Annotated in this window: 18 protein-coding genes and 1 tRNA gene; 10 read left to right on the top strand and 9 right to left on the bottom strand. The window is 60.4% G+C overall.

The window, feature by feature from the left end; all coding sequences use genetic code 11:
* Positions 1-72 precede the first annotated feature (72 nt).
* From rsfS to rlmH, 3 genes are read left to right on the top strand one after another with little or no spacing between them, the layout of a single operon-like run.
* Entirely contained in the window at positions 73-453 is a 381-nt protein-coding gene (gene rsfS / locus PAF20_RS15795; protein WP_271071546.1) for a ribosome silencing factor, read from the top strand.
* Positions 450-791: a hypothetical protein gene (locus PAF20_RS15790; RefSeq protein WP_271071545.1), complete on the top strand. Its 342-nt coding sequence runs from the start codon at positions 450-452 to the stop codon at positions 789-791. Before rsfS ends, PAF20_RS15790 begins: the two co-directional genes overlap by 4 nt.
* On the top strand, positions 788-1,255 hold the full coding sequence (rlmH, locus tag PAF20_RS15785) for a 23S rRNA (pseudouridine(1915)-N(3))-methyltransferase RlmH (RefSeq protein WP_271071544.1): 468 nt from the start codon (positions 788-790) through the stop codon (positions 1,253-1,255). Before PAF20_RS15790 ends, rlmH begins: the two co-directional genes overlap by 4 nt.
* Here the strand turns inward: rlmH and PAF20_RS15780 are convergent.
* The 7 genes from PAF20_RS15780 to PAF20_RS15750 all read right to left on the bottom strand — a co-directional run bounded on the left by PAF20_RS15780 (position 1,252) and on the right by PAF20_RS15750 (position 11,410).
* On the bottom strand, positions 1,252-1,587 hold the full coding sequence (locus tag PAF20_RS15780) for an MliC family protein (RefSeq protein WP_271071543.1): 336 nt from the start codon (positions 1,585-1,587) through the stop codon (positions 1,252-1,254). The two genes, rlmH and PAF20_RS15780, sit on opposite strands and share 4 nt — an antisense overlap.
* A gap of 246 nt (positions 1,588-1,833) precedes the next feature.
* Positions 1,834-6,381, bottom strand: coding sequence for a glutamate synthase large subunit (gltB, locus tag PAF20_RS15775; protein WP_271071542.1), 4,548 nt, complete (start codon positions 6,379-6,381; stop codon positions 1,834-1,836).
* Entirely contained in the window at positions 6,378-7,061 is a 684-nt protein-coding gene (locus PAF20_RS15770) for a DUF4328 domain-containing protein (RefSeq protein ID WP_271071541.1), read from the bottom strand. The genes gltB and PAF20_RS15770 overlap by 4 nt, the downstream gene beginning before the upstream one ends.
* A 34-nt stretch (positions 7,062-7,095) precedes the next feature.
* Positions 7,096-7,704, bottom strand: a complete 609-nt coding sequence (locus PAF20_RS15765) for a hypothetical protein (protein WP_271071540.1) — start codon at positions 7,702-7,704, stop codon at positions 7,096-7,098.
* Between the two features lie 179 nt (positions 7,705-7,883).
* Entirely contained in the window at positions 7,884-9,365 is a 1,482-nt protein-coding gene (locus PAF20_RS15760) for an NAD(P)-dependent oxidoreductase (protein ID WP_271071539.1), read from the bottom strand.
* A gap of 232 nt (positions 9,366-9,597) precedes the next feature.
* Positions 9,598-10,392 (bottom strand): undecaprenyl-diphosphate phosphatase, encoded by a 795-nt coding sequence (locus PAF20_RS15755; protein ID WP_271071538.1) that lies wholly within the window; start codon positions 10,390-10,392, stop codon positions 9,598-9,600.
* Positions 10,393-10,423: 31 nt separating this feature from the next.
* Positions 10,424-11,410, bottom strand: a complete 987-nt coding sequence (locus PAF20_RS15750; RefSeq protein WP_271071537.1) for a complex I NDUFA9 subunit family protein — start codon at positions 11,408-11,410, stop codon at positions 10,424-10,426.
* Between the two features lie 159 nt (positions 11,411-11,569).
* Between PAF20_RS15750 and PAF20_RS15745 the strand changes: the two genes are divergently transcribed.
* Positions 11,570-11,654 (top strand) — tRNA-Leu (locus PAF20_RS15745).
* A 68-nt stretch (positions 11,655-11,722) separates the two neighbouring features.
* Here PAF20_RS15745 and PAF20_RS15740 read toward each other — a convergent pair.
* Complete coding sequence (locus PAF20_RS15740; RefSeq protein ID WP_271071536.1) at positions 11,723-12,109, bottom strand: hypothetical protein; 387 nt, start codon at positions 12,107-12,109, stop codon at positions 11,723-11,725.
* A 230-nt stretch (positions 12,110-12,339) separates the two neighbouring features.
* On the opposite strand from PAF20_RS15740, the gene PAF20_RS15735 reads away from it, so the two are divergent.
* The gene (locus PAF20_RS15735) at positions 12,340-13,848 is read left to right on the top strand and encodes a phospholipase D-like domain-containing protein (protein WP_271071535.1); all 1,509 of its coding nucleotides are present in this window, start codon (positions 12,340-12,342) and stop codon (positions 13,846-13,848) included.
* Here PAF20_RS15735 and PAF20_RS15730 read toward each other — a convergent pair.
* Positions 13,845-14,852, bottom strand: a complete 1,008-nt coding sequence (locus PAF20_RS15730; protein ID WP_271071534.1) for a LacI family DNA-binding transcriptional regulator — start codon at positions 14,850-14,852, stop codon at positions 13,845-13,847. The two genes, PAF20_RS15735 and PAF20_RS15730, sit on opposite strands and share 4 nt — an antisense overlap.
* A gap of 119 nt (positions 14,853-14,971) precedes the next feature.
* On the opposite strand from PAF20_RS15730, the gene PAF20_RS15725 reads away from it, so the two are divergent.
* The 5 genes from PAF20_RS15725 to PAF20_RS15705 are packed head-to-tail and all read left to right on the top strand — an operon-like array spanning position 14,972 to position 20,562.
* Positions 14,972-16,030 carry a sugar phosphate isomerase/epimerase family protein gene (locus tag PAF20_RS15725; protein ID WP_271071533.1) on the top strand — a complete coding sequence of 353 codons (1,059 nt, stop codon included), beginning with the start codon at positions 14,972-14,974 and terminating at the stop codon, positions 16,028-16,030.
* Complete coding sequence (locus PAF20_RS15720) at positions 16,027-17,127, top strand: Gfo/Idh/MocA family protein (RefSeq protein WP_271071532.1); 1,101 nt, start codon at positions 16,027-16,029, stop codon at positions 17,125-17,127. Before PAF20_RS15725 ends, PAF20_RS15720 begins: the two co-directional genes overlap by 4 nt.
* Positions 17,106-18,617 carry a sugar ABC transporter ATP-binding protein gene (locus PAF20_RS15715; protein ID WP_434802924.1) on the top strand — a complete coding sequence of 504 codons (1,512 nt, stop codon included), beginning with the start codon at positions 17,106-17,108 and terminating at the stop codon, positions 18,615-18,617. The genes PAF20_RS15720 and PAF20_RS15715 overlap by 22 nt, the downstream gene beginning before the upstream one ends.
* Entirely contained in the window at positions 18,614-19,579 is a 966-nt protein-coding gene (locus PAF20_RS15710) for an ABC transporter permease (RefSeq protein WP_271071531.1), read from the top strand. Before PAF20_RS15715 ends, PAF20_RS15710 begins: the two co-directional genes overlap by 4 nt.
* Positions 19,580-19,602: 23 nt before the next feature.
* Positions 19,603-20,562, top strand: coding sequence for an ABC transporter substrate-binding protein (locus tag PAF20_RS15705; RefSeq protein WP_271071530.1), 960 nt, complete (start codon positions 19,603-19,605; stop codon positions 20,560-20,562).
* The last annotated feature ends 9 nt before the right edge of the window (positions 20,563-20,571 follow it).

Below are 20,571 nucleotides of genomic sequence, written 5' to 3'. Positions count from 1 at the left end.
CGGGGCGATCAGGCGCGAAGACCGGAGGATATACCCCTGTCCAATCACGTCCAATCGGCAGAACAGCCGAATGTGACCGCCGCGCCGCATGATCTGAGCAGCGACGAGATCTTGCAGCGTATCCTGACTTCTCTTGACGATGACAAGGCCGAAGATGTCGTGACAATCGACCTCCGCGGTCGTTCGGCAATGGCCGATCACATGGTCATCGCATCGGGCCGCAACGCCCGGCAGGTCGCGACCATCGCCGAAAAGCTGGCGCAGCGCATCAAAGAAGCCACCGGCCGCACCGCGCGTGTCGAAGGCAAGGATGCAGGCGACTGGGTGCTGATCGACACCGACGATGTCGTCGTCCACGTCTTCCGCCCGGAAGTGCGCGAATTCTATCAGCTGGAAAAGATGTGGATGCCCACCGACCAGCTGAAGTCCCTGCGGACAGAAGCCGCGCATTGAAGGCCGCAGCAATTGTAAGCGCCGCGAGCCTTTGGCTCGTGGCCTGTGCGCCAACCGAACAGGCGCAGTTCGAATGCCCGGTCGCCCGTCCGCCAACGGCTGAAACGGGTCCGGCAGTGCCCGTTCCCCTTTTGCCAAAGGACCCTGCCGACTTCGCCCTGTTCTGGTATCTGCTGGAGCGGCACGGAACGCTCGACCAGTTGAGGATCGGTATCCTGAACGCAGAAGGGATCGGCCGTGCTGACACGGTAGACGCGCAGGAAAAGGCCACGGCACTCTATCACTGGCGGAAAGGGGCCAACTGCCCTGATGTTCCGGTAACGCCCTTGCCGCAATGAAGATCACCCTTCTCGCCGTCGGCCGCCTGCGGAAATCGCCGGAGCTTTCTCTGATCGACGATTACCTCGATCGCTTCGCCAAATCCGGGCGCTCTCTGGGCTTGCCGCCCGTTCAGGTGATCGAGGTCGAGGACAAGCGCGGCGGCGGCATGTCAGCCGAAGCCCCGCTGATCGAACGCGCCATTCCGGCCGGTGCGTTTGTCGTGATGATGGACGAACGCGGCGAGCAGCCAAGCTCGCCCGATTTCGCCGACCGCATCGCCAGCCTGCGCGATCAGGGCCGCGACATCTGCTTTGTGATCGGCGGCGCGGACGGGCTGGACCCTGCGCTACGCAACCGCGCCGACTGGCAGATCAGCCTTGGCCGCATGGTCTGGCCCCATATGCTGGTGCGCGTCATGCTGGCCGAACAGCTATACCGCGCCGCGAGTATTCTTGCAGGCGCACCCTATCACCGGGCCTAGCCGGGCTGGGTGCCCGCCTCCATCTCGGCGCAATCCTTATAGGACGCGCTCGCGGCCTCATCGCCGCTAACCGTGGCCATCGAACCCTTCGTCCACAGTTCCAATCCCGCATCCTCGGACAAATACCGGGCGCCCGATCCCGATTGCGCAATCTGCATCGGCACCAGCCCATCGCCAATATCCATCACCGCAAAGCTGTCCTCTGCCGCATTGATGAAAGCCACCTGAAAGCTGGCATCATTGGGACAAACATAGTTGACAGTGAACATCTCGCTTTCGGCAAATGCGGTCGCGGGCAGGAAAAGGGCGGCAAGAAGCGGCAAGTGGCGCATCGCGAACTCCATATTGTTATGCAACATCCTAGCCTTAGCGCCCCTGGCGCAAAAGCCAAATCCACGTGAGCGTTAGCCTGCGGCGGGCTGGAAGATCATCACACCGTCTTCATTGACCAGGGCAAAGCCGCCTTCGGTGCCGGTCTCTCGCTCGTCAAGGCAAAGCGAATCCTCGCGGTCTTCCACGACCATGCCCGCAAATGAAAGCGGGGGCCAGATGGCCCCCGCTGGTTTGGTCTGAAACCCCTACTCGGCGGGCATCGCCGCCAGATCGCCGGTTTCGGCTATCGGATGCTCCAGCAAAGGCAGCATCTCCTTCGGGCAAACCTGCATGAAGTTGCCCCGCTCGATATCCCAGTTGTCCAGGATTTCACGCGCCTTGACAGAGTTGGTTTCCTCCACATGGCGGGCGATCAGCGATTTCAGCTGATCCTCCCAATGGGCCACTGTGACCGGGCAGGTCACGATGGATTCCATGTTCATGTATTTCTGCGCCAACCCCTCGGGGTCATACAGATAGGCCATCCCGCCGGTCATCCCGGCGCCGAAATTGGCACCGATCCGGCCAAGGATCACCGCAACACCGCCGGTCATATATTCACAACCATTGGTCCCGCAGCCCTCGATCACGACGCTGGCGCCGCTGTTGCGCACCGCGAAACGTTCACCGGCACGACCGGCGGCGAACAGATAACCCTCTGTCGCGCCATACAGCACGGTATTGCCGATGATGACGTTATCCGCCGCAACCAGCGGGGAGGCCATCGGCGGACGCACCACAATCGTGCCGCCCGACAACCCCTTGCCGACATAGTCATTCGCATCGCCCGAGACCTCGATCTTCAGGCCCGGTGCAGCAAAGGCGCCCAGCGACTGCCCGGCGCTGCCTGTCAGGCGAACCGTCAGGTGATCGGGCTGCAACTGGTTCCGCATCCCGAAGGTCTGCACGATCATGCTGGATGTGCGCGTCCCGATGGTCCGCAGCGTGTTGCGCACCGCATAATGCAGTTGCATCTTCTCACCCGCGCTGAAGAAACGCTCTGCATCGCGGATGATTTCGGAATCCAGCGTCTCCATCACGGCATTGCGCGGCTTGGTGCGGTCATAGACGATCTTGTCCGACCCATCGACCGTAATAAGCAGCGGGTTCAGGTCCAGATCGTCCAGATGCGCGGCACCCCGGCTGACCTGAGTCAGCAGGTCCGCACGCCCGATCACCTCATCCAGGGACCGCGCCCCGATGGATGCCAGAACCTCGCGCACCTCGGTTGCATAGAAGGTGATCAGGTTGACCACCTTGTCGGCACTGCCGTTGAACATCGAACGCAGCTTTTCGTCCTGCGTACAGACGCCCACGGGGCAGGTGTTCGACTGGCACTGACGCACCATGATGCAGCCCATGGCGATGAGCGCGGCGGTGCCGATGCCGTATTCCTCGGCCCCCATCATCGCCGCCATGACGATGTCGCGGCCCGTCCGCAGCCCGCCATCGGTGCGCAGCGTGACACGTTCGCGCAGATTGTTCATCGCCAGAACCTGATGCGCCTCGGTCAGGCCCATCTCCCAGGGCAGCCCCGCGAACTTGATCGAGGTCGCGGGCGAAGCCCCCGTCCCGCCATTATGGCCAGAGATCAGGATAATATCGGCCTTCGCCTTCGCCACACCCGCCGCAATCGTGCCAACGCCCGAGGACGCCACCAGCTTCACGGTGATTTTCGCACGCGGGTTGATCTGCTTGAGGTCATAGATCAGCTGCGCCAGATCCTCGATAGAGTAGATATCGTGATGCGGCGGCGGCGAGATCAGCGTGACCCCCGGCGTCGAGTGGCGCAGGCGGGCGATCAGCTTCGTCACCTTCATGCCCGGCAACTGCCCGCCCTCACCGGGTTTCGCACCCTGCGCGACCTTGATTTCCAGCTCTTCACAGGCGTTCAGATATTCCGCCGTGACCCCGAACCGGCCCGACGCCACCTGCTTCACCTTCGCACAGGGATTGTCGCCATTCGGCAGCGGATGGCTATGCGCCGGATCCTCGCCGCCCTCGCCGCTGTCGGATTTCGCACCGATCCGGTTCATGGCGATGTTCAGCGTCATATGCGCCTCGGGCGACAAGGCGCCAAGGCTCATCCCCGGCGTCACGAAACGCTTGCGGATGCTGGTGATGCTCTCCACCTCTTCGATCGGAACCGGCTTGCCAAGCGGCTTGATGTCCAGCAGATCGCGGATGTGGATCGGCGGATTGGCCCGCATCGCCTTGGAATACTGCTTCCAGACGTCATAGCTGGCTTTTTCGCAGGCCAGTTGCAGCAGCCGCATCGTATTGGCTTCCCAGGCGTGCTTCTCGCCCGAACGGCGCAGCTTGTAGAAACCGCCAACCGGCAGCAATTCATCGCCATTGCCGCTGAATCCGCGCGAATGCACATCTTCAAGCTTGTGCTGGATACCATGCAACCCGATGCCGGAAATCCGGCTGTGCATACCGGGGAAATATTCGTTCACAAGCGCACGGGACAGGCCCACGGCTTCAAAGTTCAGACCACCGCGATAGGATGACAGAACCGAAATCCCCATCTTGGCCATGATCTTCAGCAGGCCCTGATCTATCGCGTCGCGGTAACGGCGCATATTTTCGATCAGAGAGCCCTCCAACAGGCCACGATCAATCCGGTCCGCCACGCTGTCCTGCGCCAGATAAGGGTTCACGGTCGTCGCGCCGCAGCCGATCAGAACCGCGAAGTAATGCGGGTCGATACATTCGGCGGAACGCACGTTCAGCGAACAGAAGGTCCGCAGCCCTTTGTGGGTCAGCCAGCTGTGGATTGCACTGGTGGCAAGGATCATCGGCACGCCAACGCGGACCTCATCAATCCCCTCATCCGTCAGCACCAGATGACCCGCGCCTGAGCGCACGGCATCCTCTGCCTCGTTGCGGATACGCGCCAGAGCATCGCCGAGCGCCTCTGGTCCCGCGCCTTTGGGGAAGGTGCAGTCGATGCGCGTCGCCGAAGCGCCGAACATCTCCATCATCTCGGCGAATTCGCGGTTGGCGACGAATGGCGTTTCCAGCAGCAGGATTTCGGTCTGACTGCTGCTTTCGTCCAGCACGTTCTTCAGGTTGCCGAAGCGCGTTTTCAGCGACATCACCCGCGTCTCACGAAGCGAGTCAATCGGCGGGTTCGTCACCTGGCTGAAGTTCTGGCGGAAGAAGTGGCTCAGCGGGCGATACTGGTTCGACAGCACCGCGGGCGGAGTGTCATCGCCCATCGATGCCAGCGATTCCTTGCCGTCCTCTGCCATTGGGGACAGCACATTTTCCAGCTCTTCCAGCGTGTAGCCTGCGGCAATCTGGCGGCGGCGCAGATCTTCGCCCTTCAGCGTCGTGCGCTCTGGCAGGTCGCGCATCTGTTCGGAAAGTTGCGTGACCTTCGCCAGCCACTCCCCAAAGGGCTGAGACGACGCCAGCCTGTCCTTGATCTCGGAATCGTGGTAAAGCTTGCCCTCTTCCATATCGACGCAGATCATCTGCCCCGGACCAAGCGCGCCTTTTTCCACCGCCGTTGCCTCATCCACGGGCACCATGCCCGCTTCCGAACCGGCGATCAGCAGCCCCTCTCCCGTTACGACATAGCGCATCGGACGCAGCCCGTTGCGGTCCAGCCCGCCGCAGACCCAGCGTCCATCGGTCATCGCAAGGGCAGCGGGGCCGTCCCACGGCTCCATCACGGCGTTGCAATAGGCATACATATCCGCCCAGGCCTTGGGCATGTCGGTCACGGTCTTGGACCAGCTTTCCGGAACAAGCATGGTCTTGGTCATCGGCGCCGAACGGCCTGACCGCACCATCACCTCGAACACTGCATCCAGTGCGGCTGAATCCGACGAACCACCCGGAACGATCGGCTTGATATCCTCTGCCATCTCGCCAAAAGCGCCCGAGGCCATGCGGATCTCATGGCTGCGCAACCAGTTCAGGTTGCCCTTCAATGTGTTGATCTCACCATTATGGGCCAGCATCCGGAAGGGCTGGGCCAGCCACCATTGCGGGAAGGTGTTGGTCGAATACCGCTGGTGATACAGCGCGAATGCGCTTTCGAAACGCGGGTCTTTCAGGTCGGGATAGAACTCTGCCACCTGTTCGGCCAGCATCATGCCCTTGTAGATGATCGACCGGCAGGACAGCGAGCAGAAATACAGCCCTTGCACACCACCTGCAGCGGCAGCTTTTTCGATCCGGCGACGGATGATGTAAAGCTCACGTTCGAACTCGACCTGAGACAGCCCCTTTTCATTGCGAATCAGAATCTGCTCGATCTCCGGGCGCGTCGCGTTGGCCTTGTCGCCCAATACAGAGATATCCACCGGCACGTGCCGCCAGCCATAGATATAGTGACCCATGCGGATCACTTCGGATTCAACGATAGTCCGGCAGCGTTCCTGCGCGCCGAAATCCGTGCGCGGCAGGAAGACCTGCCCGACCGCGATCAGCTTGTCGGCATCTGGCTCATGCCCGGTGCGGCGGATCTGGTCATAGAAGAACGGCACCGGGATCTGTACATGAATGCCCGCCCCGTCGCCGGTCTTGCCATCCGCATCCACCGCCCCGCGATGCCAGATCGCCTTCAGCGCATCGATGCCGTTTTGCACCACCTGACGCGAGGGCTTGCCGTCGATCGACACCACAAAGCCCACGCCACAGGACGAATGCTCATCCTCCTGCCGGTACAGGCTGTTTTCGGCCATCCACGTGCGGCGGGCTTCTTCGTTGGCTTGCCAGTTTTGCGGAAGTTCTGTCATTGGATGACCTCCTTATTTGAATGGAATGCACCAGGGCGCGGCGCCCCCTGCAAATCGGTGATACGGGTGATGACCATCCACCACAGGTAAATGGCCACGACAGAAAGCGGCGCCAGCACCACATCGGTGACACCGGCGAAAACCAGCATCCGGTCCGAAGGGCTCGCACCGCCATAGATAAAGCCTGGCACGATCACGGCCATATTCGTCGCCAGCCAGAACCCCCACCAGACAGGGAACAGGCGCGGCAGCGGCGCATCCAGTTCGCGGGCGGGCCGGGTAGAGCTGTTATAGGTCTGCTTCATCGCCCGATACGGCATGAAGAAATTGGCAATCGGCACAAGATGCCAGCCAATCGCCCAACCCGGAGAGATCCGTTTACGGTCAGGGTCCAGCAGATCGGCATTGCGAACCGCACCATAGACCCAGGTCGCGCCCAGAATATAGCTGGCGACAAGAATCATCGAATAAATCGACACGACCCGATCTTGCCGCGCCTGAAAACCGACCCATTCCTGATCCAACGCCGCCGGGTCCAGACTGGCCCGATCCGCGTAAATCAACTCCAGATACTGGATCGTGATGACACCATAAACCAGCTCGACAGCCGCCATCGCCAGCAAAGCGACACCATTGAACCGCCGCAGCCGCGACAGACCCGTCAGGCTGTTCGCGCTCATGACCGCGTCTCGATCTTATGAAGACGGAACGTCATCACGACGCATTGCCGGAAAACGGGCGCGATAGAACCATCTGCATATCGCAGTCAAAGACCGGCTCGGTCGAACCAAAGCCCGCCTCGCCCGGCATGGCGAAGGTGACCGGGCTGTCATCTGTTTCGCGATGCTCGCCCGTCCAGTCGCGCGATTCCTCTACCCCGCCATAGAACCGCCCATGATCGGCGTTGACGAATTGCTGGCCAGTCGACTCGATCAGCAGATCGCCGGTCTCCGAAAAGATACGCATCTGGAATTCGGTCAGTTGCAGCGGCACGCCGTCAATCACTGTGGTTTCGCCGGTCAGGCGATCCTCACCGATATTGCGCAACCGCTCACCAGAGTTCGAGCGCGTCCAGAAATCGAAATCATCGCGCCCGGTTTTCATCAGGGTAGAGAATGAGGCGTGATCTTCTGCCTCAGGCTCCAGAACGTCGATGATGCCGTTGCGCAGATTGATGGATTCCATCCAGCGGGTTTCCGCATCTATCCGAGAGGAGTAGCGCGCGCCCTCCTGATCATAATAGGTCACCCACTGATCGCCCGGATTATCCGCGCTGCAAACAAAGTGCTGCGCCGCGACGCAACCGCGAAGCTGCACCGTCATTTTCAACTCGCAACCTTGCGGCGGCTGGAAGTCTGCGGCGCGGGCGGGCGAAAAGGTCAGTGATGCTGCCGCGAAAATCGCGCAGAGTCCGCCGATTTTCCAAGCGTCGGACGCTGTATATACGCGATATAGACGCGATATAGACGCGTTGTTTACGCGATATTTACACCGCTTTTCCATCACTCCGCCGCGACCTGCGCGGCATTGCCCAGGAAGTCGGCAATGCTGTCCGCAGCCTCTCGCCCGTCACGGATCGCCCACACCACCAGCGACGCGCCGCGCACAATATCGCCTACCGCAAACACGCCCGGAAGGCTGGTTTCGTGGCTGCGGAAATCGGCCTTGATCGTGCCCCAGCGGGTCACTTCCAGACCCTCTGTGCCCCACAGACGAGGCAGCTCTTCGGGTTCAAAACCAAGCGCCTTGATGACCATCTCTGCCGGTTCGTCATAATCGGCACCCTCGATCAGTTCAGGGCTTTGGCGGCCTGACACATCCGGCTTGCCCAGACGCATTTTCTGGATGCGCACCGCTGAAATCGTTGGCTGTTCGTCATTGATCGGCGTGTCATGGCCGGTCTCGCCCTCGACGCCGCCGACAAAGCTGCCGGGCGCGGAAAGCCAAACAAATTCAACGCCTTCCTCTTCAGCGTTCTGCACCTCTCGCTGGCTGCCCGGCATGTTCGCACGGTCGCGCCGATACAGGCATTTGACCGATTTCGCGCCCTGACGGATCGCGGTGCGCACACAGTCCATCGCCGTATCACCGCCGCCGATGACCAGCACGCGCTTGCCCTTGGCGTCCAGCTCTCCATCCTCATAATCGGGGATTTCGTCACCCAGATCGATGCGGTTCGAAGCGGTCAGGTAATCAAGCGCGCGGATAACGCCCTGCGCATTTGCGTTGTCGATATCCAGATCACGGGTCTTATAAACGCCTGTCGCGATCAGCACCGCATCATGCTTGCCGCGAATGGCATCAAAGCTCAGATCCTCGCCGACATTGCAGTTCAGCACGAACTCTACCCCACCCTCTTCAAGCTGGCGGTTGCGGCGTTCAACAATCTCTTTCTCCAGCTTGAAGCCGGGAATGCCATAGATCATCAACCCGCCCGAACGGTCATGCCGGTCATAAACAGTGACCTGAAAACCCATGCGGCGCAGGCGATCAGCAGCCGCGAGCCCGCCCGGACCAGCCCCGATGATCCCGATGGATTCGCCGCGCTCCTCTGTCGGGGCGATGGGTTCGACCCAGCCTTCCTCGAAGGCGGTATCGGTGATGTATTTCTCAATCGCGCCGATGGTCACAGTGCCATGGCCGGATTGTTCGATGACGCAGTTGCCTTCGCACAAACGGTCCTGAGGGCAGATACGGCCGCAGATTTCCGGAAAGGTGTTGGTCTGCTGGCTGACCAGATAAGCCTCTTTCGTGCGACCCTCTGCCGTCAGGCGCAGCCAGTCGGGGATATTGTTGTGCAGCGGGCAATGGCTTTGACAATAGGGAACGCCGCACTGGCTGCACCGGCTTGCCTGTTCCGTCGCCTTGGCATCCGCGAATTCACGGTAAATTTCGTGGAAATCCTCACCACGCTCCTCAGCGGATCGCTTCTCGGGCATCTCGCGCCCGATGGTGACAAATTTCAGCATTTTTTGCGTGGCCATATCGCTTCGCCCCTATTTCACGATACCCCACTATACTTGACGGCAATTGATTAAAAGGCAGCAGTGCTGACCTATTTGTCGATTTTTGTGGGTTTGGCGCAGGTCGGGAGGGCTAAAATAGCATATTTAGGTCAGCACAAATTACCCATCATCAATAAACCCCGAAAATAGCACCAGAAAATACATCAACCGTCGGAGAATCATCCGACCCCTTAACAGACGATAGCACAGATCAGGCGATGATGCCGCCCCAAGCCAAAGCCAGCAGCAATGCGCCGAAAACGATCCGGTAGATCGCAAAGACCGTGAAGCGGTTCGTTTGGATATAGGACAGCAGCCATTTTACCGATGCAAAGGCGGTGACCGTCGACACGACGAAAGCAATGGCAAGACCGGTCCAATCCTCGGACTGCGAGCCGTCCGAGAGGTTTTGCAGCAGTTTATAGCCGCTGGCTGCATACATTGTCGGTATACCGACGAGGAACGCAAACTCTGTCGCAGCGGCCCTGTTGGACGTGCCAAGCAGCATTGCCACGAAGATCGTGGTGGCCGATCGCGACGTGCCGGGAAAGACACCCGCCACAACCTGCGCCACCCCAACGGCAAGCGCCACCCGCCATGTGATGCGCGCACTGTCTGGCAGTTTATCGGCAAAATATTCCGCGACCATCATCCAGATACCGCCGATGACCAAGGCCCATGCAATCGGGGTAATCGTCTCTGGCAGCTGAAATCCTGCCTTGTCCACGATCAGGCCCAGCACTGCGGTCACAAGGAACGCGGTCATCAGCTTGGCCAGATAGTCGCGGTTTTCGGCATCGCGCCAACCCAGCGTCAGCCCGACCAAACGACGCCAGTAGATCAGCGTAACGGCCAGAATCGCGCCTGCCTGAATGACAACGACATACATGTCCGAGCGCGGGGCCAGCCAATGCTCTGCCAGCAGCAGATGGCCCGTGCTGGAGATCGGCAGAAACTCTGTAATGCCTTCGATGATACCGAAGAGCACGTCATTGAAGTAAGACAAGTCGGATTCCCTTCGGAATGTCTGGCGGCAATCAGCGGAGGCGCAGATTCCTGGCCGAGGCGGTCATGTCCGCATATTGCCCATTGGGACGGAAGCGCCACAGATATTCATCAATGACAGCCCCAGGCGCGACCGGCTTAATTCCCAGATCCGCAAATCCCTTGGCACCATCCGCGACGACATTATCTTGCGCCAGCAGCTTGACCTGATCACGTGTAAGCAGCCGGTTGGTCAGCAGCCCGCCCGTCACATAGGAACCGAAATCAAGCACCGCAGCCCCAATCCGCGCCAGCCAGAAGGGAATGTTGATAATGGCACGGCGGCGATAGGTCGCTTGCAGCATCTGCTCGGCCACTTCGCGCAGCGTTTTGACGTCGGGGCCGCCCAGTTCGTACACATCCGATCCGACATCACCGACAGCGGCCTTGCACGCTGCTGCGGCAACGTCATCTACGTGGACGGGCTGCACCCTGGAATTGCCACCGACAATATTCATGATCGGCCCAAGGCTGGGAGAGCTGGCCATACGTTCGTACAGTCCACCCTCAGCGCCAAACATAAAGGAAGGACGCAGGATCACGGCATCCGGACGGGCCTTCAGCAGTGCCGCCTCGCCCTGTGCCTTGGTAACGGCATATTCACTGTCGGAATTCTCGTCAGCACCAAGAGCGGAGATATGCACAACGCGCAAAACACCCATCTCTTTCGCAAGCCTTCCGATCCGCTCAGCGCCGTCGGCATGGACAGGCGCGAACCTGTTCTTGCCCTCACTAACCATGATGCCAACACAGTTCACCACGACCTCGGCATCGGCCATCGCCGCGCGGACCGACATATCGTCACGGATGTTGCAGGGAACCGGCTCCACCTGTCCGACGGCACCGTAGGTCCGCACGAAAAGCGCTTCCGAGGGGCGGCGCACAGCGACGCGGACACGCCAGCCCAGCTTCGCCATCCGGCGCGCAATGTGACGCCCGAGAAAACCCGAACCGCCGTAAATCGTGACGATCTTCGACATCATCTGCCCCCTTTTCGCGGCTTTGTTTCCGCTGATAGCGCGACTGGACGGGTCGGGCAAGCTCTGCCCGTTGCTGCGCCATTCGCGCCAACAAAGTTTTTACGGAATCCCCGTTGACAGCCCCATGCCGGGGGGATAATGACCCGCCTCACGACACCTGCCCAGGTGGCGGAATTGGTAGACGCGCACGGTTCAGGTCCGTGTGCCGCAAGGCGTGGAAGTTCGAGTCTTCTCCTGGGCACCACTACAAGAAAAGCCGCTGCGGTTTGCAGCGGCTTTTCTGTTGTGCAGCTAAAACTGCCGGTCGTTCAGTCAGAGATAGTCCTCATCGCGACCAACATCGTCCCGAACATCGCCCCGGATCGCCCAGTCAAATGCGATGCTGAACACGACCAGCAACAGCGGAATGCAGCACACCGCGAACAGCCATATCTCCACATGCATCCACCTGCCGACAATCAGTGCCAGCCAGTTCGGAAGCCAGTCAAGCTGCATTCGGTAGATGCCAATCGGCGTCAAAGCGTCGTTCGGCGCCAGCCCGAACAGCTGACCAAGCTCATGGGAATGGCCGGCGCCAGCTGAATGACTTCGCGCATGCGAAATGCTGTTGATTATGGCTGCCAAAAGTCCGACAGCCGCCAGTACTGTCGCAGCAAAAACGGCGCGCAACCGCAGCGTTATCAGGCGATCCAATTTCATTATCCAAACGATCTGTTGTCGTATTTATTGGTTGGACTGGATGGATAAACGTCATCCGACAGAAAACATGACTCGCATTTACTTATATTGAAAATCACGAGATTGGAAGCTCCCAAGCGCGCCTTTGATTCGCGGGGAGGACTACCTTCGCAAATGAAGGCAAGATTAGCAGGAACTTCACCTGCATCAGACTTGTTCTAGATGCAGACAGCACCAAGCGGACAGGCAAAATGAATCGTTTATCTTTCGAGCCCGGTGAAAACTGTTGGCGCGTGGCGTCTGCCGAACGATTTGCGCTGATCGTGGATGGGGCAGACTATTTTCGCGCGCTGCGCGAGACTTTGTTTATGGCAGATCGTCTTATCACGCTTGTCGGCTGGGATTTCGACTTTGAGATCGAGATGTTGCCCGGTGAAAGCGACGATGAAGGCAATGCGCCCGACGGTTTTCCCAACCAGATAGGGCCTTTCCTTGAAGCTCTGGTCGACCGGCGGCCTGAACTGGAAATCTATTTGCTGAAGTGGAGCGGCGGGGCCTTGATCGCGCCGGGGCGCCTGCTGCCGACCGCGCATATAAAGCTGCTGTCGCCGGATCAGGTGCATCTGGGCTTTGACGGCAGGCACCCCATTGGCGCGTGCCACCATCAGAAGATCGTCGTCGTGGACGATTCGCTGGCTTTCTGCGGGGGCATTGACGTCACCGACGGACGCTGGGATCAGCGTGATCACGCCCCGAACAATCCGCTGCGCCACCTTAAAAACGGGGAGATCGCGCAGCCCTGGCATGACGCGACCACTGTCATCTCTGGCGATGCGGCAGCAGAACTGGGCAAGCTGTGCCGGATGCGTTGGGCGCGCGCCCAGGATTCCGAGATGGACGAACCTTTCACCCCCGGCATGGACCGCTGGCCGGACAGCATCGAACCGGACTTCAGAAATATCGACATAGCAATCAGCCGGACAGAGCCGCCGGGCAAGAATCATCCGCCGATCACGGAGATCGAGGCGCTATATCTCGAATCCATCGCGGCTGCGCAGGATTACATTTATCTGGAGTCACAATATTTCTCGAGCGATGAGATTGCGTCTGCGATTGCTCAGCGCCTGCAAGAGCCTGACGGGCCCGAGGTGATCGTCATCAACCCGGTTGCCGCGCAGGTTATGCTGGAAGATGAGGCGATGCACGTCACACGCAGCCGCTTCATCCGTCATCTGGCGGCGCATGATCCCCATGGACGTTTCAGGATCCTCTACCCCTCGGACTCGGCGAATGGGGGAATTTATGTGCACGCAAAGATCACGATCTTCGATGATTGTTTCCTGCGCGTAGGCTCCAGCAATATCGACAGGCGCTCTCTGGGCTTTGACACCGAATGCGACGTCGCGCTGCTTGCCGACAGCGAAGAGGATCGCCGGACCATTCGCGGGATGAGAGACAGCCTGATTGCCGAGCATCTTGGCCGCGAAAAGGATGAAGTCGGGCAAGAGATCGAGCGCCGGGACAGCATCATTGCAGCGATTGACGCGTTGAACAGGCCGACTGGCAAGGGACTTCGTCCGATCCATCCCCGGAAAGAAACATTTCTCGGCAGCCTTCTGGCGGATACGCGCTTTTTCGACCCCCGCTATCGCAGCAGTGCGGCGGCCAGGCTCGGCCTCACCTCACGCCACGTCATGTATGGGGCAGCGGCGGCTTTGGCGGTGGGTGCGATATGGTGGTCGCGCAGCCGGCGACGCTAACCCGGCGCTGCGGCGCTTGATTCGCGAATCACAAGCTCTGGCATCAGCATCGTGGACAACGCCGCCTTGCCCCGCATATGGGCGAGCAGGGTTTGTGCCGCCGTTTGGCCGAGCCTGAACTTCGGCTGGCGGACAGTGGTCAGCGGCACGGCCAGATGAGCGACCCAATCAATGCCATCGAACCCCACGATTGAGACTTCGTCAGGAATGGCCACGCCGTTGCGCTGAAGAACGCCCATGAAACCTGCGGCCGATTCGTCACTGAAAGCGACGATGCCTGTCGGGCGTTCGCTTGGCGGTTGCGCCAACCAGTCACGGGCGGCACTTGCGCCGGCCTGAAGCGTAAAATCACCCGCATAGCCGTCAGGAGCGCGGCCCATCACTCTGCTCACGCCTTCAAGACGGGCGCCGTGCAGCACGTTTTCCTGCGGGCCACCAATCCAGCTGATGCGTCGATGGCCGAGGTCAAGCAGGTGCCGCGTCGCCATTTCTGCGCCAGACGCGTTGTCCAGCACCACGCGGGGCAGCGCGGCGCCCCGGATCCATTCGCAAGCCATGATCAGAGGCGGCGCGGACGGCACCGCAGCCAGATCGGCCTCTGTCACCTGACCATCGAGCAGGATGATTCCGTCCGCACGCGAGGGGTCCAGAAATCGGTTCAGGGTGACATGCTTGCCGCCGCCATCCCGTGTGTCGCCGACCAGCAGGTCATAGCCAGCCGCACCCAGTTCCTGACCCATTCCCGCAAGAATGCGGGCGAAGAACGGATTGCTGAGATTCGGGACAAGGGCAACGATCGCGCCGGTTCGCTGCTTTCGCAGATTACGCGCGGCCTGATTGACGCGGTAGCCAGTGGCGGCAACGGCCTCCATCACGGCGATTCGCGTCGCCTCGGTTACCATTTCGGGCCGCGAAAGCGCCCGGCTGACAGTAGCGGAGGAAACGCCGGCATGGCGGGCAACGTCGGCAAGACGTGCGCTTGACGGTTGCCCTATGTCTGACATCAATGGTTCCTGATCGCTTTAGGTGGCTCTGGCTAACACAAAAAAGATTAGTAGGGTAAATCTTACAGTTTGCAAACGATTACATTCCGTGTATTCAATCGATCCGGAGGAGGAACGCGATGCGCACGATCAAGGGACCGGGCTTGTTTCTGGCACAGTTCGCGGGGGACACCGCCCCCTTCAGCGACTGGGCTTCGATCACCGCATGGGCCGGCTCGCTTGGTTATAAGGGCGTGCAGGTTCCCAGCAATGATGCCCGGCTGTTCGATCTGGACCTTGCCGTAACCTCCAAGGATTGGCGCGACGAGTTTCTGGGCATCGCCCGGCAGAACGGTGTCGAGGTGACAGAGCTTTCCAGCCACATCCAGGGACAGCTTGTGGCCGTACACCCTTCCTATGATGACGCATTCGATGCCTTCGCGCCTGCGGTCCTTCACGGAAATCCGAAGCAGCGTCAGGAATGGGCGGTCGAGCAGGTTGGCAAGACGATCAGGGCCAGCAGCCTGCTTGGCCTGGACGCGATGGCGACGTTTTCAGGCGCGCTTGCATGGCCTTATCTTTACCCTTGGCCACAGCGCGCGCCGGGCCTTGTGGAAACCGCTTTCGATACGCTGGCCGCACGCTGGCGTCCTCTGCTTGATCTGGCAGAGGAAAACGGCGTCGACGTCTGCTATGAAATCCACCCCGGTGAGGACCTGCATGACGGCGTAACGTTCGAGATGTTTCTGGATCGCGTCGGGGGTCATGCGCGGGCCAATATGCTGTATGATCCGTCGCATTATCTGCTGCAGCAGTTGGACTATATCCAGCATCTGGACATCTATCACGACCGTATCCGGATGTTCCACGTCAAGGATGCCGAGTTCAATCCGACGGGGCGGCAGGGCGTCTATGGCGGTTTTCAACCCTGGGCCGACCGTGCGGGAAGGTTCCGCAGCCCCGGTGACGGGCAGGTCGATTTCGGACAGATATTCGCCAAGCTGACACAATACGACTTTTCCGGCTGGGCCGTGGTAGAGTGGGAATGTGCGCTGAAACACCCCGAGGACGGGGCGCGTGAGGGGGCTGAATTCGTGAAAAAGCACATCATCCGAACGACGCCGCACGCCTTTGACGATTTTGCGGCACAGGGCACAGACGATGCGGCCAACCACAGGGCATTGGGGCTGGACGGATGAGCAAACCTATCCCCCTTGGTATGGTCGGCGGCGGTGACGGCGCTTTTATCGGCGCAATCCACCGCATCGCTGCACGCATGGATGGCGACTATCAGCTTGTTGCCGGTGCCCTGTCATCCGACGCGGAAAAGGCGCAGAAATCCGCCGACGCTCTGGGCATCGAACGCAGCTATGCGGATTATCATGAAATGGCGCAGGCAGAGGCCGCGCGCCCGGATGGCATCCAAGCTGTATCCGTCGTCACGCCGAACCACCTTCATGCGCCGGTTTCGATCGCCTTCCTTGATGCAGGTATCAACGTCATCTGTGACAAGCCGCTGACCGCAACACAGGAAGATGCAAAGAAGCTGGCCGAGGCGGTCAAGCGCAGCAAAGCGCGGTTTTTCCTGACGCACAACTACTGTGCCCATCCCCTTGTGCGAGAGGCGAGGGCGATGGTCGCGGAAGGTGCCCTTGGCAAGCTGCGCCTTGTGCAGGCGGAATATCTGCAAGGCTGGCTGTCAGGGGATGTTCAGAACAAGCAGGCTGGCTGGCGCACCGACCCCGCGCAATCTGGCGCAGGTGCAATCGGTGACATCGGCACCCATGCCTGGCAGCTTGCGGAGTTCGTGACCGGGCAAACGCCCTCATCCCTGTCAGCCGATTTGTCCAGCATGGTGGATGGTCGCCGCGTCGATGACGATGCACGTATTTCGCTGCGCTACGACAGCGGCGCGAAAGGTGGGTTGTGGGTGTCGCAGGTAGCGGTCGGGCAAGAAGGTGGGCTTTCGCTTCGCCTGTTCGGGACCGAGGGTGCGCTTGAATGGCGGCTTCAGGATGCCGAGGCGCTGATCTTCACCGGAAAGGACAATCAGTCCCAACGCCTGACCCGCGCGCGTGATCGCAGCCAGTCCTATCGCACCCCGCCCGGCCATCCGGAGGGCTATCTGGAGGCATTTGCCAATCTTTATAAAGACATCGCCGAGGTTATCCGCGGCGACGAGACCCATCTGGACCGTATTCCGGGCATCCGCGACGGGCTGTCAGGCATGGCGTTTATCGCTGCCGCGCAAGAATCCTCGACGCAGGATGGGGCATGGACAAGGGTCGGGGCATGACTGCGGTTCTCGCCCTCGACAATGTCACCAAAAGCTTTGGCCCGGTTGAGGTCCTGCACGGCATTGATCTTGCGCTGAACGCGGGTGAGGTTCATGCCCTGATAGGCGAGAACGGCGCCGGCAAATCGACGATCATGAAGATCCTCGGCGGCTATCTTGCGCCCAGTTCGGGGCAGGTTCTGCTGAACGGCCAACCCGCCGGTTATCGCAACGGGCCAGATGCAGAGGCACAGGGCGTCGTCGTCATACATCAAGAGTTCAACCTTGTCCCCGACCTGTCGGTTGCCGCCAATATCTTCCTTGGCCGAGAGCTGCGAAAGGGCCTGCGCCTTGATCACGGCGCCATGCGCTCTGCCACGGCAGAGCTGTTGCAGCGGCTGGATACGGCGATCAGTCCCGATGCGTTGATCCGTGAGTTGTCAGTGCCTGACCGCCAGATGGTTGAGATTGCGAAAGCCCTGTCGCGCAACGCCCGTGTTCTGATCATGGATGAACCATCCGCCGCCCTGACTCATCGCGAGGTCGACGCGCTTTATGCGCAGGTCGACCGGCTGCGGGCAGAGGGCGTGGCGCTGATGTTCTGCTCTCACCGGCTGGACGAGGTCAGTCACCTTGCCGACAGGATCACTGTCCTGCGCGACGGCTCTGTCGTGCGGCAGGCGGTCCGGGGCGAGTTGACCGAGGACGGAATGGCGACCGCGATGGTTGGCCGCGATCTGGACGATATTTTCCCGGCAAAAGGCGATGGTCCCGGCGAAACGCTGATGGAGGTCGCAGGGCTGAGCGTTGCCGGTCAGGTAGAAGATGTCTCACTGACGCTGCATAAGGGCGAAGTGCTGGGCATTGCAGGTCTTGTCGGCTCGGGCCGCACCGAACTGGCAGAGGGGATCGTCGGGTTGCGTCCCGCCACAGGCCGGATTTCAATTCACGGCCAGCAGCTGGCGATCCGCAGCCCGCGCGATGCAGCATCGGCAGGCATCGCCTACCTGACAGAGGACCGTAAGGAGGCCGGGCTGCTGCTGGACAAGCCCCTGCCGGAAAACCTGACGCTGGCGGCTTTGGAAAAATTCGGGTTCCGCATCGACCGGAAACGCGAAACCGCTGAAATGCTGCGCGCCCGGAAAGAGTTCGATATTCGCGCAGCATCCGACGACATGGTGGCAGGCGCGCTGTCAGGCGGAAACCAGCAGAAGCTGCTTCTGGCCAAGACAATGCTGACAGACCCCGAAATCATCATCATTGATGAGCCGACGCGCGGCATCGACATCGGCACCAAGCAGCAGATCTATGCCTTCATCCGGGAACTGGCAAAGCAGGGCAAGGGCGTCATCGTCATTTCGTCCGAGATGCCCGAAATCATCGGCCTTTCCGACCGCGTGCTGGTGATGCGTCAGGGACGTATCTCTGGCGACGTCGCGGGCACAGGGATCACAGAAGAAAACATCGTTCGCCTTGCAATGGGGCTGGAACGAGAGGAGGAAACCGCGTGAAACGCATCGACCTGCATGTGCTGGGCCCGCTCATCGCGCTTGTCGCGCTGTTCATCCTTGGCGCGTTGCTCAACCCCGCCTTTCTGGCACCGGCAAACCTGTCAAATGTGCTGGCACGATCCGCCTTTATCGGGCTGATCGCGGTAGGTATGACATTTGTGATCACGCAAGGCGGTCTGGACCTGTCCGTCGGGTCGATGGCGGCGTTTCTTGCCGGCGTCACGATCATGGCGATGAACGGTCTTGCCGGTGTGACGGGTGAGAACTGGGGCACGATCATGCTGGGCATGGGCGTCGCACTGGCAGGCGGGGCCGCTGCCGGTTTCGTGAACGGCGCGTTGATTACCAAGGCCCGAATAGAGGCGTTTATCGTCACGCTGGGCACGATGGGGATTTTCCGCAGCCTCGTCACATGGCTGGCCGATGGCGGCACACTGAGCCTCGATTCCGGGCTGCGCAGCATCTATCGCCCGGTCTATTACGGGGGCATCGGCTGGATCACCTGGCCGATCATCACGTTCGCGATTGTCGCTGTGCTGGGCGAATGGGTGATGCGTCACACGCGCTTTGGCCGCCATGTCGAGGCGATCGGATCGAACGACCGGGTCGCGCGCTATTCCGCCGTCGATGTCGAACGTGTGCGCCTGATGACCTATGTGCTTCTGGGGCTTCTGGTCGGCCTTGCCACAATCCTTTATGTCCCACGGCTCGGTTCGGCCTCCGGCTCTACCGGCGTTCTGTGGGAGCTCGAGGCGATTGCAGCCGTCATCATTGGCGGGACCGCGCTGAAGGGCGGGCGGGGCCGGGTCTGGGGCACCGTGGTCGGCGTGCTGATCCTGTCGATGATCGACAATATCCTTAATCTGACGGATCTGGTCAGCCCCTATCTGAACGGGGCCATACAGGGCGTCATCATTGTTCTTGCTGTCGTGCTACAGCGGGAAAAACGCGCCGCAGAGTAGCGGCACAACGGGGAGGAAATTTAATGAAACGTCGTAATCTGCTGAAAATGCCGATGGCTGCCGCTGCCGTGGCGCTGATGGCCGGGGGCGCGATGGCGCAGGATGAGACAACCGTGATCGGCGTCTCGATCCCGTCGGCCACGCATGGCTTCATGGGCGGCCTGAACTGGCATGCGCAGGACACCATCGACCGTCTGGAAGAGGCATATCCCAACCTGGACTTCGTTCTGTCCACTGCCGGTGATCCCGGCAAGCAGGTTTCGGATATCGAAGACATGCTGGCCACCCGGAATATCGACGGTCTGGTCGTCTTGCCCTTCGAATCCGAACCGCTGACCGACCCGGTCAAGATGGTGAAGGAAGCGGGCAAGTTCGTGACCGTCGTCGACCGTGGCCTTGCCGAGGAGGGGATCGAAGATCTCTATGTCGCTGGCGACAACACCGCCTTTGGCCGCGTCGCAGGCGAATATTTCCGCGACAATCTGGATGCGGGCGCGAAGATCGTCGTGCTGCGCGGCATTCCGACCACGCTGGACAATGAACGGGTAGAGGCTTTCCAGGCCGCGCTTGAGGGTTCGGATAAGGAAATCCTCGACATGCAGCACGGCAACTGGAACCGTGATGACGCCTTCAACGTGATGCAGGATTACCTTGCGAAATACCCCGAGATCGACGCGGTCTGGGCGGCGGATGACGACATGGCCATCGGCGTGCTGGAAGCCATTGCGCAGGCAGGCCGCGAAGAAGAGATGGTCGTGGTCGGCGGTGCCGGCATGAAGGAAATCGTCAGCCGCATCATGGAAGGCGATCCGCAGCTGCCGGTGAACGTCACCTACCCGCCCGCACTGATTTCCTCGGCAATCGAGATGACGGCACTGAACTTCGTCTCAAACGCGCCGGTGACCGGCCGCTATATCATCAGCAGCCAGCTTATCACGCCCGAGAATGCAGAGCAGTATCACTTCCCGGACAGCCCGTTCTGATCCTGCTAG

Origin of the sequence: Paracoccus albus, assembly GCF_027913035.1 — a bacterium.
Classification (GTDB): Bacteria; Pseudomonadota; Alphaproteobacteria; order Rhodobacterales; family Rhodobacteraceae; genus Paracoccus; species Paracoccus albus.
The sequence above is the reverse complement of the archived record's forward strand: the minus strand, read 5'-3'. Positions and strand labels throughout refer to the sequence as shown.

What these genes read in the sequence shown, in the direction of transcription:
- rlmH (WP_271071544.1), top strand. Translation starts at nt 788, where the DNA reads ATGAAGATCACCCTTCTCGCCGTCGGCCGCCTGCGGAAATCGCCGGAG.
- PAF20_RS15780 (WP_271071543.1), bottom strand. Translation starts at nt 1,587, where the DNA reads ATGCGCCACTTGCCGCTTCTTGCCGCCCTTTTCCTGCCCGCGACCGCA.
- gltB (WP_271071542.1), bottom strand. Translation starts at nt 6,381, where the DNA reads ATGACAGAACTTCCGCAAAACTGGCAAGCCAACGAAGAAGCCCGCCGC.
- PAF20_RS15770 (WP_271071541.1), bottom strand. Translation starts at nt 7,061, where the DNA reads ATGAGCGCGAACAGCCTGACGGGTCTGTCGCGGCTGCGGCGGTTCAAT.
- PAF20_RS15765 (WP_271071540.1), bottom strand. Translation starts at nt 7,704, where the DNA reads ATGACGGTGCAGCTTCGCGGTTGCGTCGCGGCGCAGCACTTTGTTTGC.
- PAF20_RS15760 (WP_271071539.1), bottom strand. Translation starts at nt 9,365, where the DNA reads ATGGCCACGCAAAAAATGCTGAAATTTGTCACCATCGGGCGCGAGATG.
- PAF20_RS15750 (WP_271071537.1), bottom strand. Translation starts at nt 11,410, where the DNA reads ATGTCGAAGATCGTCACGATTTACGGCGGTTCGGGTTTTCTCGGGCGT.
- PAF20_RS15740 (WP_271071536.1), bottom strand. Translation starts at nt 12,109, where the DNA reads ATGAAATTGGATCGCCTGATAACGCTGCGGTTGCGCGCCGTTTTTGCT.
- PAF20_RS15735 (WP_271071535.1), top strand. Translation starts at nt 12,340, where the DNA reads ATGAATCGTTTATCTTTCGAGCCCGGTGAAAACTGTTGGCGCGTGGCG.
- PAF20_RS15730 (WP_271071534.1), bottom strand. Translation starts at nt 14,852, where the DNA reads ATGTCAGACATAGGGCAACCGTCAAGCGCACGTCTTGCCGACGTTGCC.
- PAF20_RS15725 (WP_271071533.1), top strand. Translation starts at nt 14,972, where the DNA reads ATGCGCACGATCAAGGGACCGGGCTTGTTTCTGGCACAGTTCGCGGGG.
- PAF20_RS15720 (WP_271071532.1), top strand. Translation starts at nt 16,027, where the DNA reads ATGAGCAAACCTATCCCCCTTGGTATGGTCGGCGGCGGTGACGGCGCT.
- PAF20_RS15715 (WP_434802924.1), top strand. Translation starts at nt 17,106, where the DNA reads ATGGACAAGGGTCGGGGCATGACTGCGGTTCTCGCCCTCGACAATGTC.
- PAF20_RS15705 (WP_271071530.1), top strand. Translation starts at nt 19,603, where the DNA reads ATGAAACGTCGTAATCTGCTGAAAATGCCGATGGCTGCCGCTGCCGTG.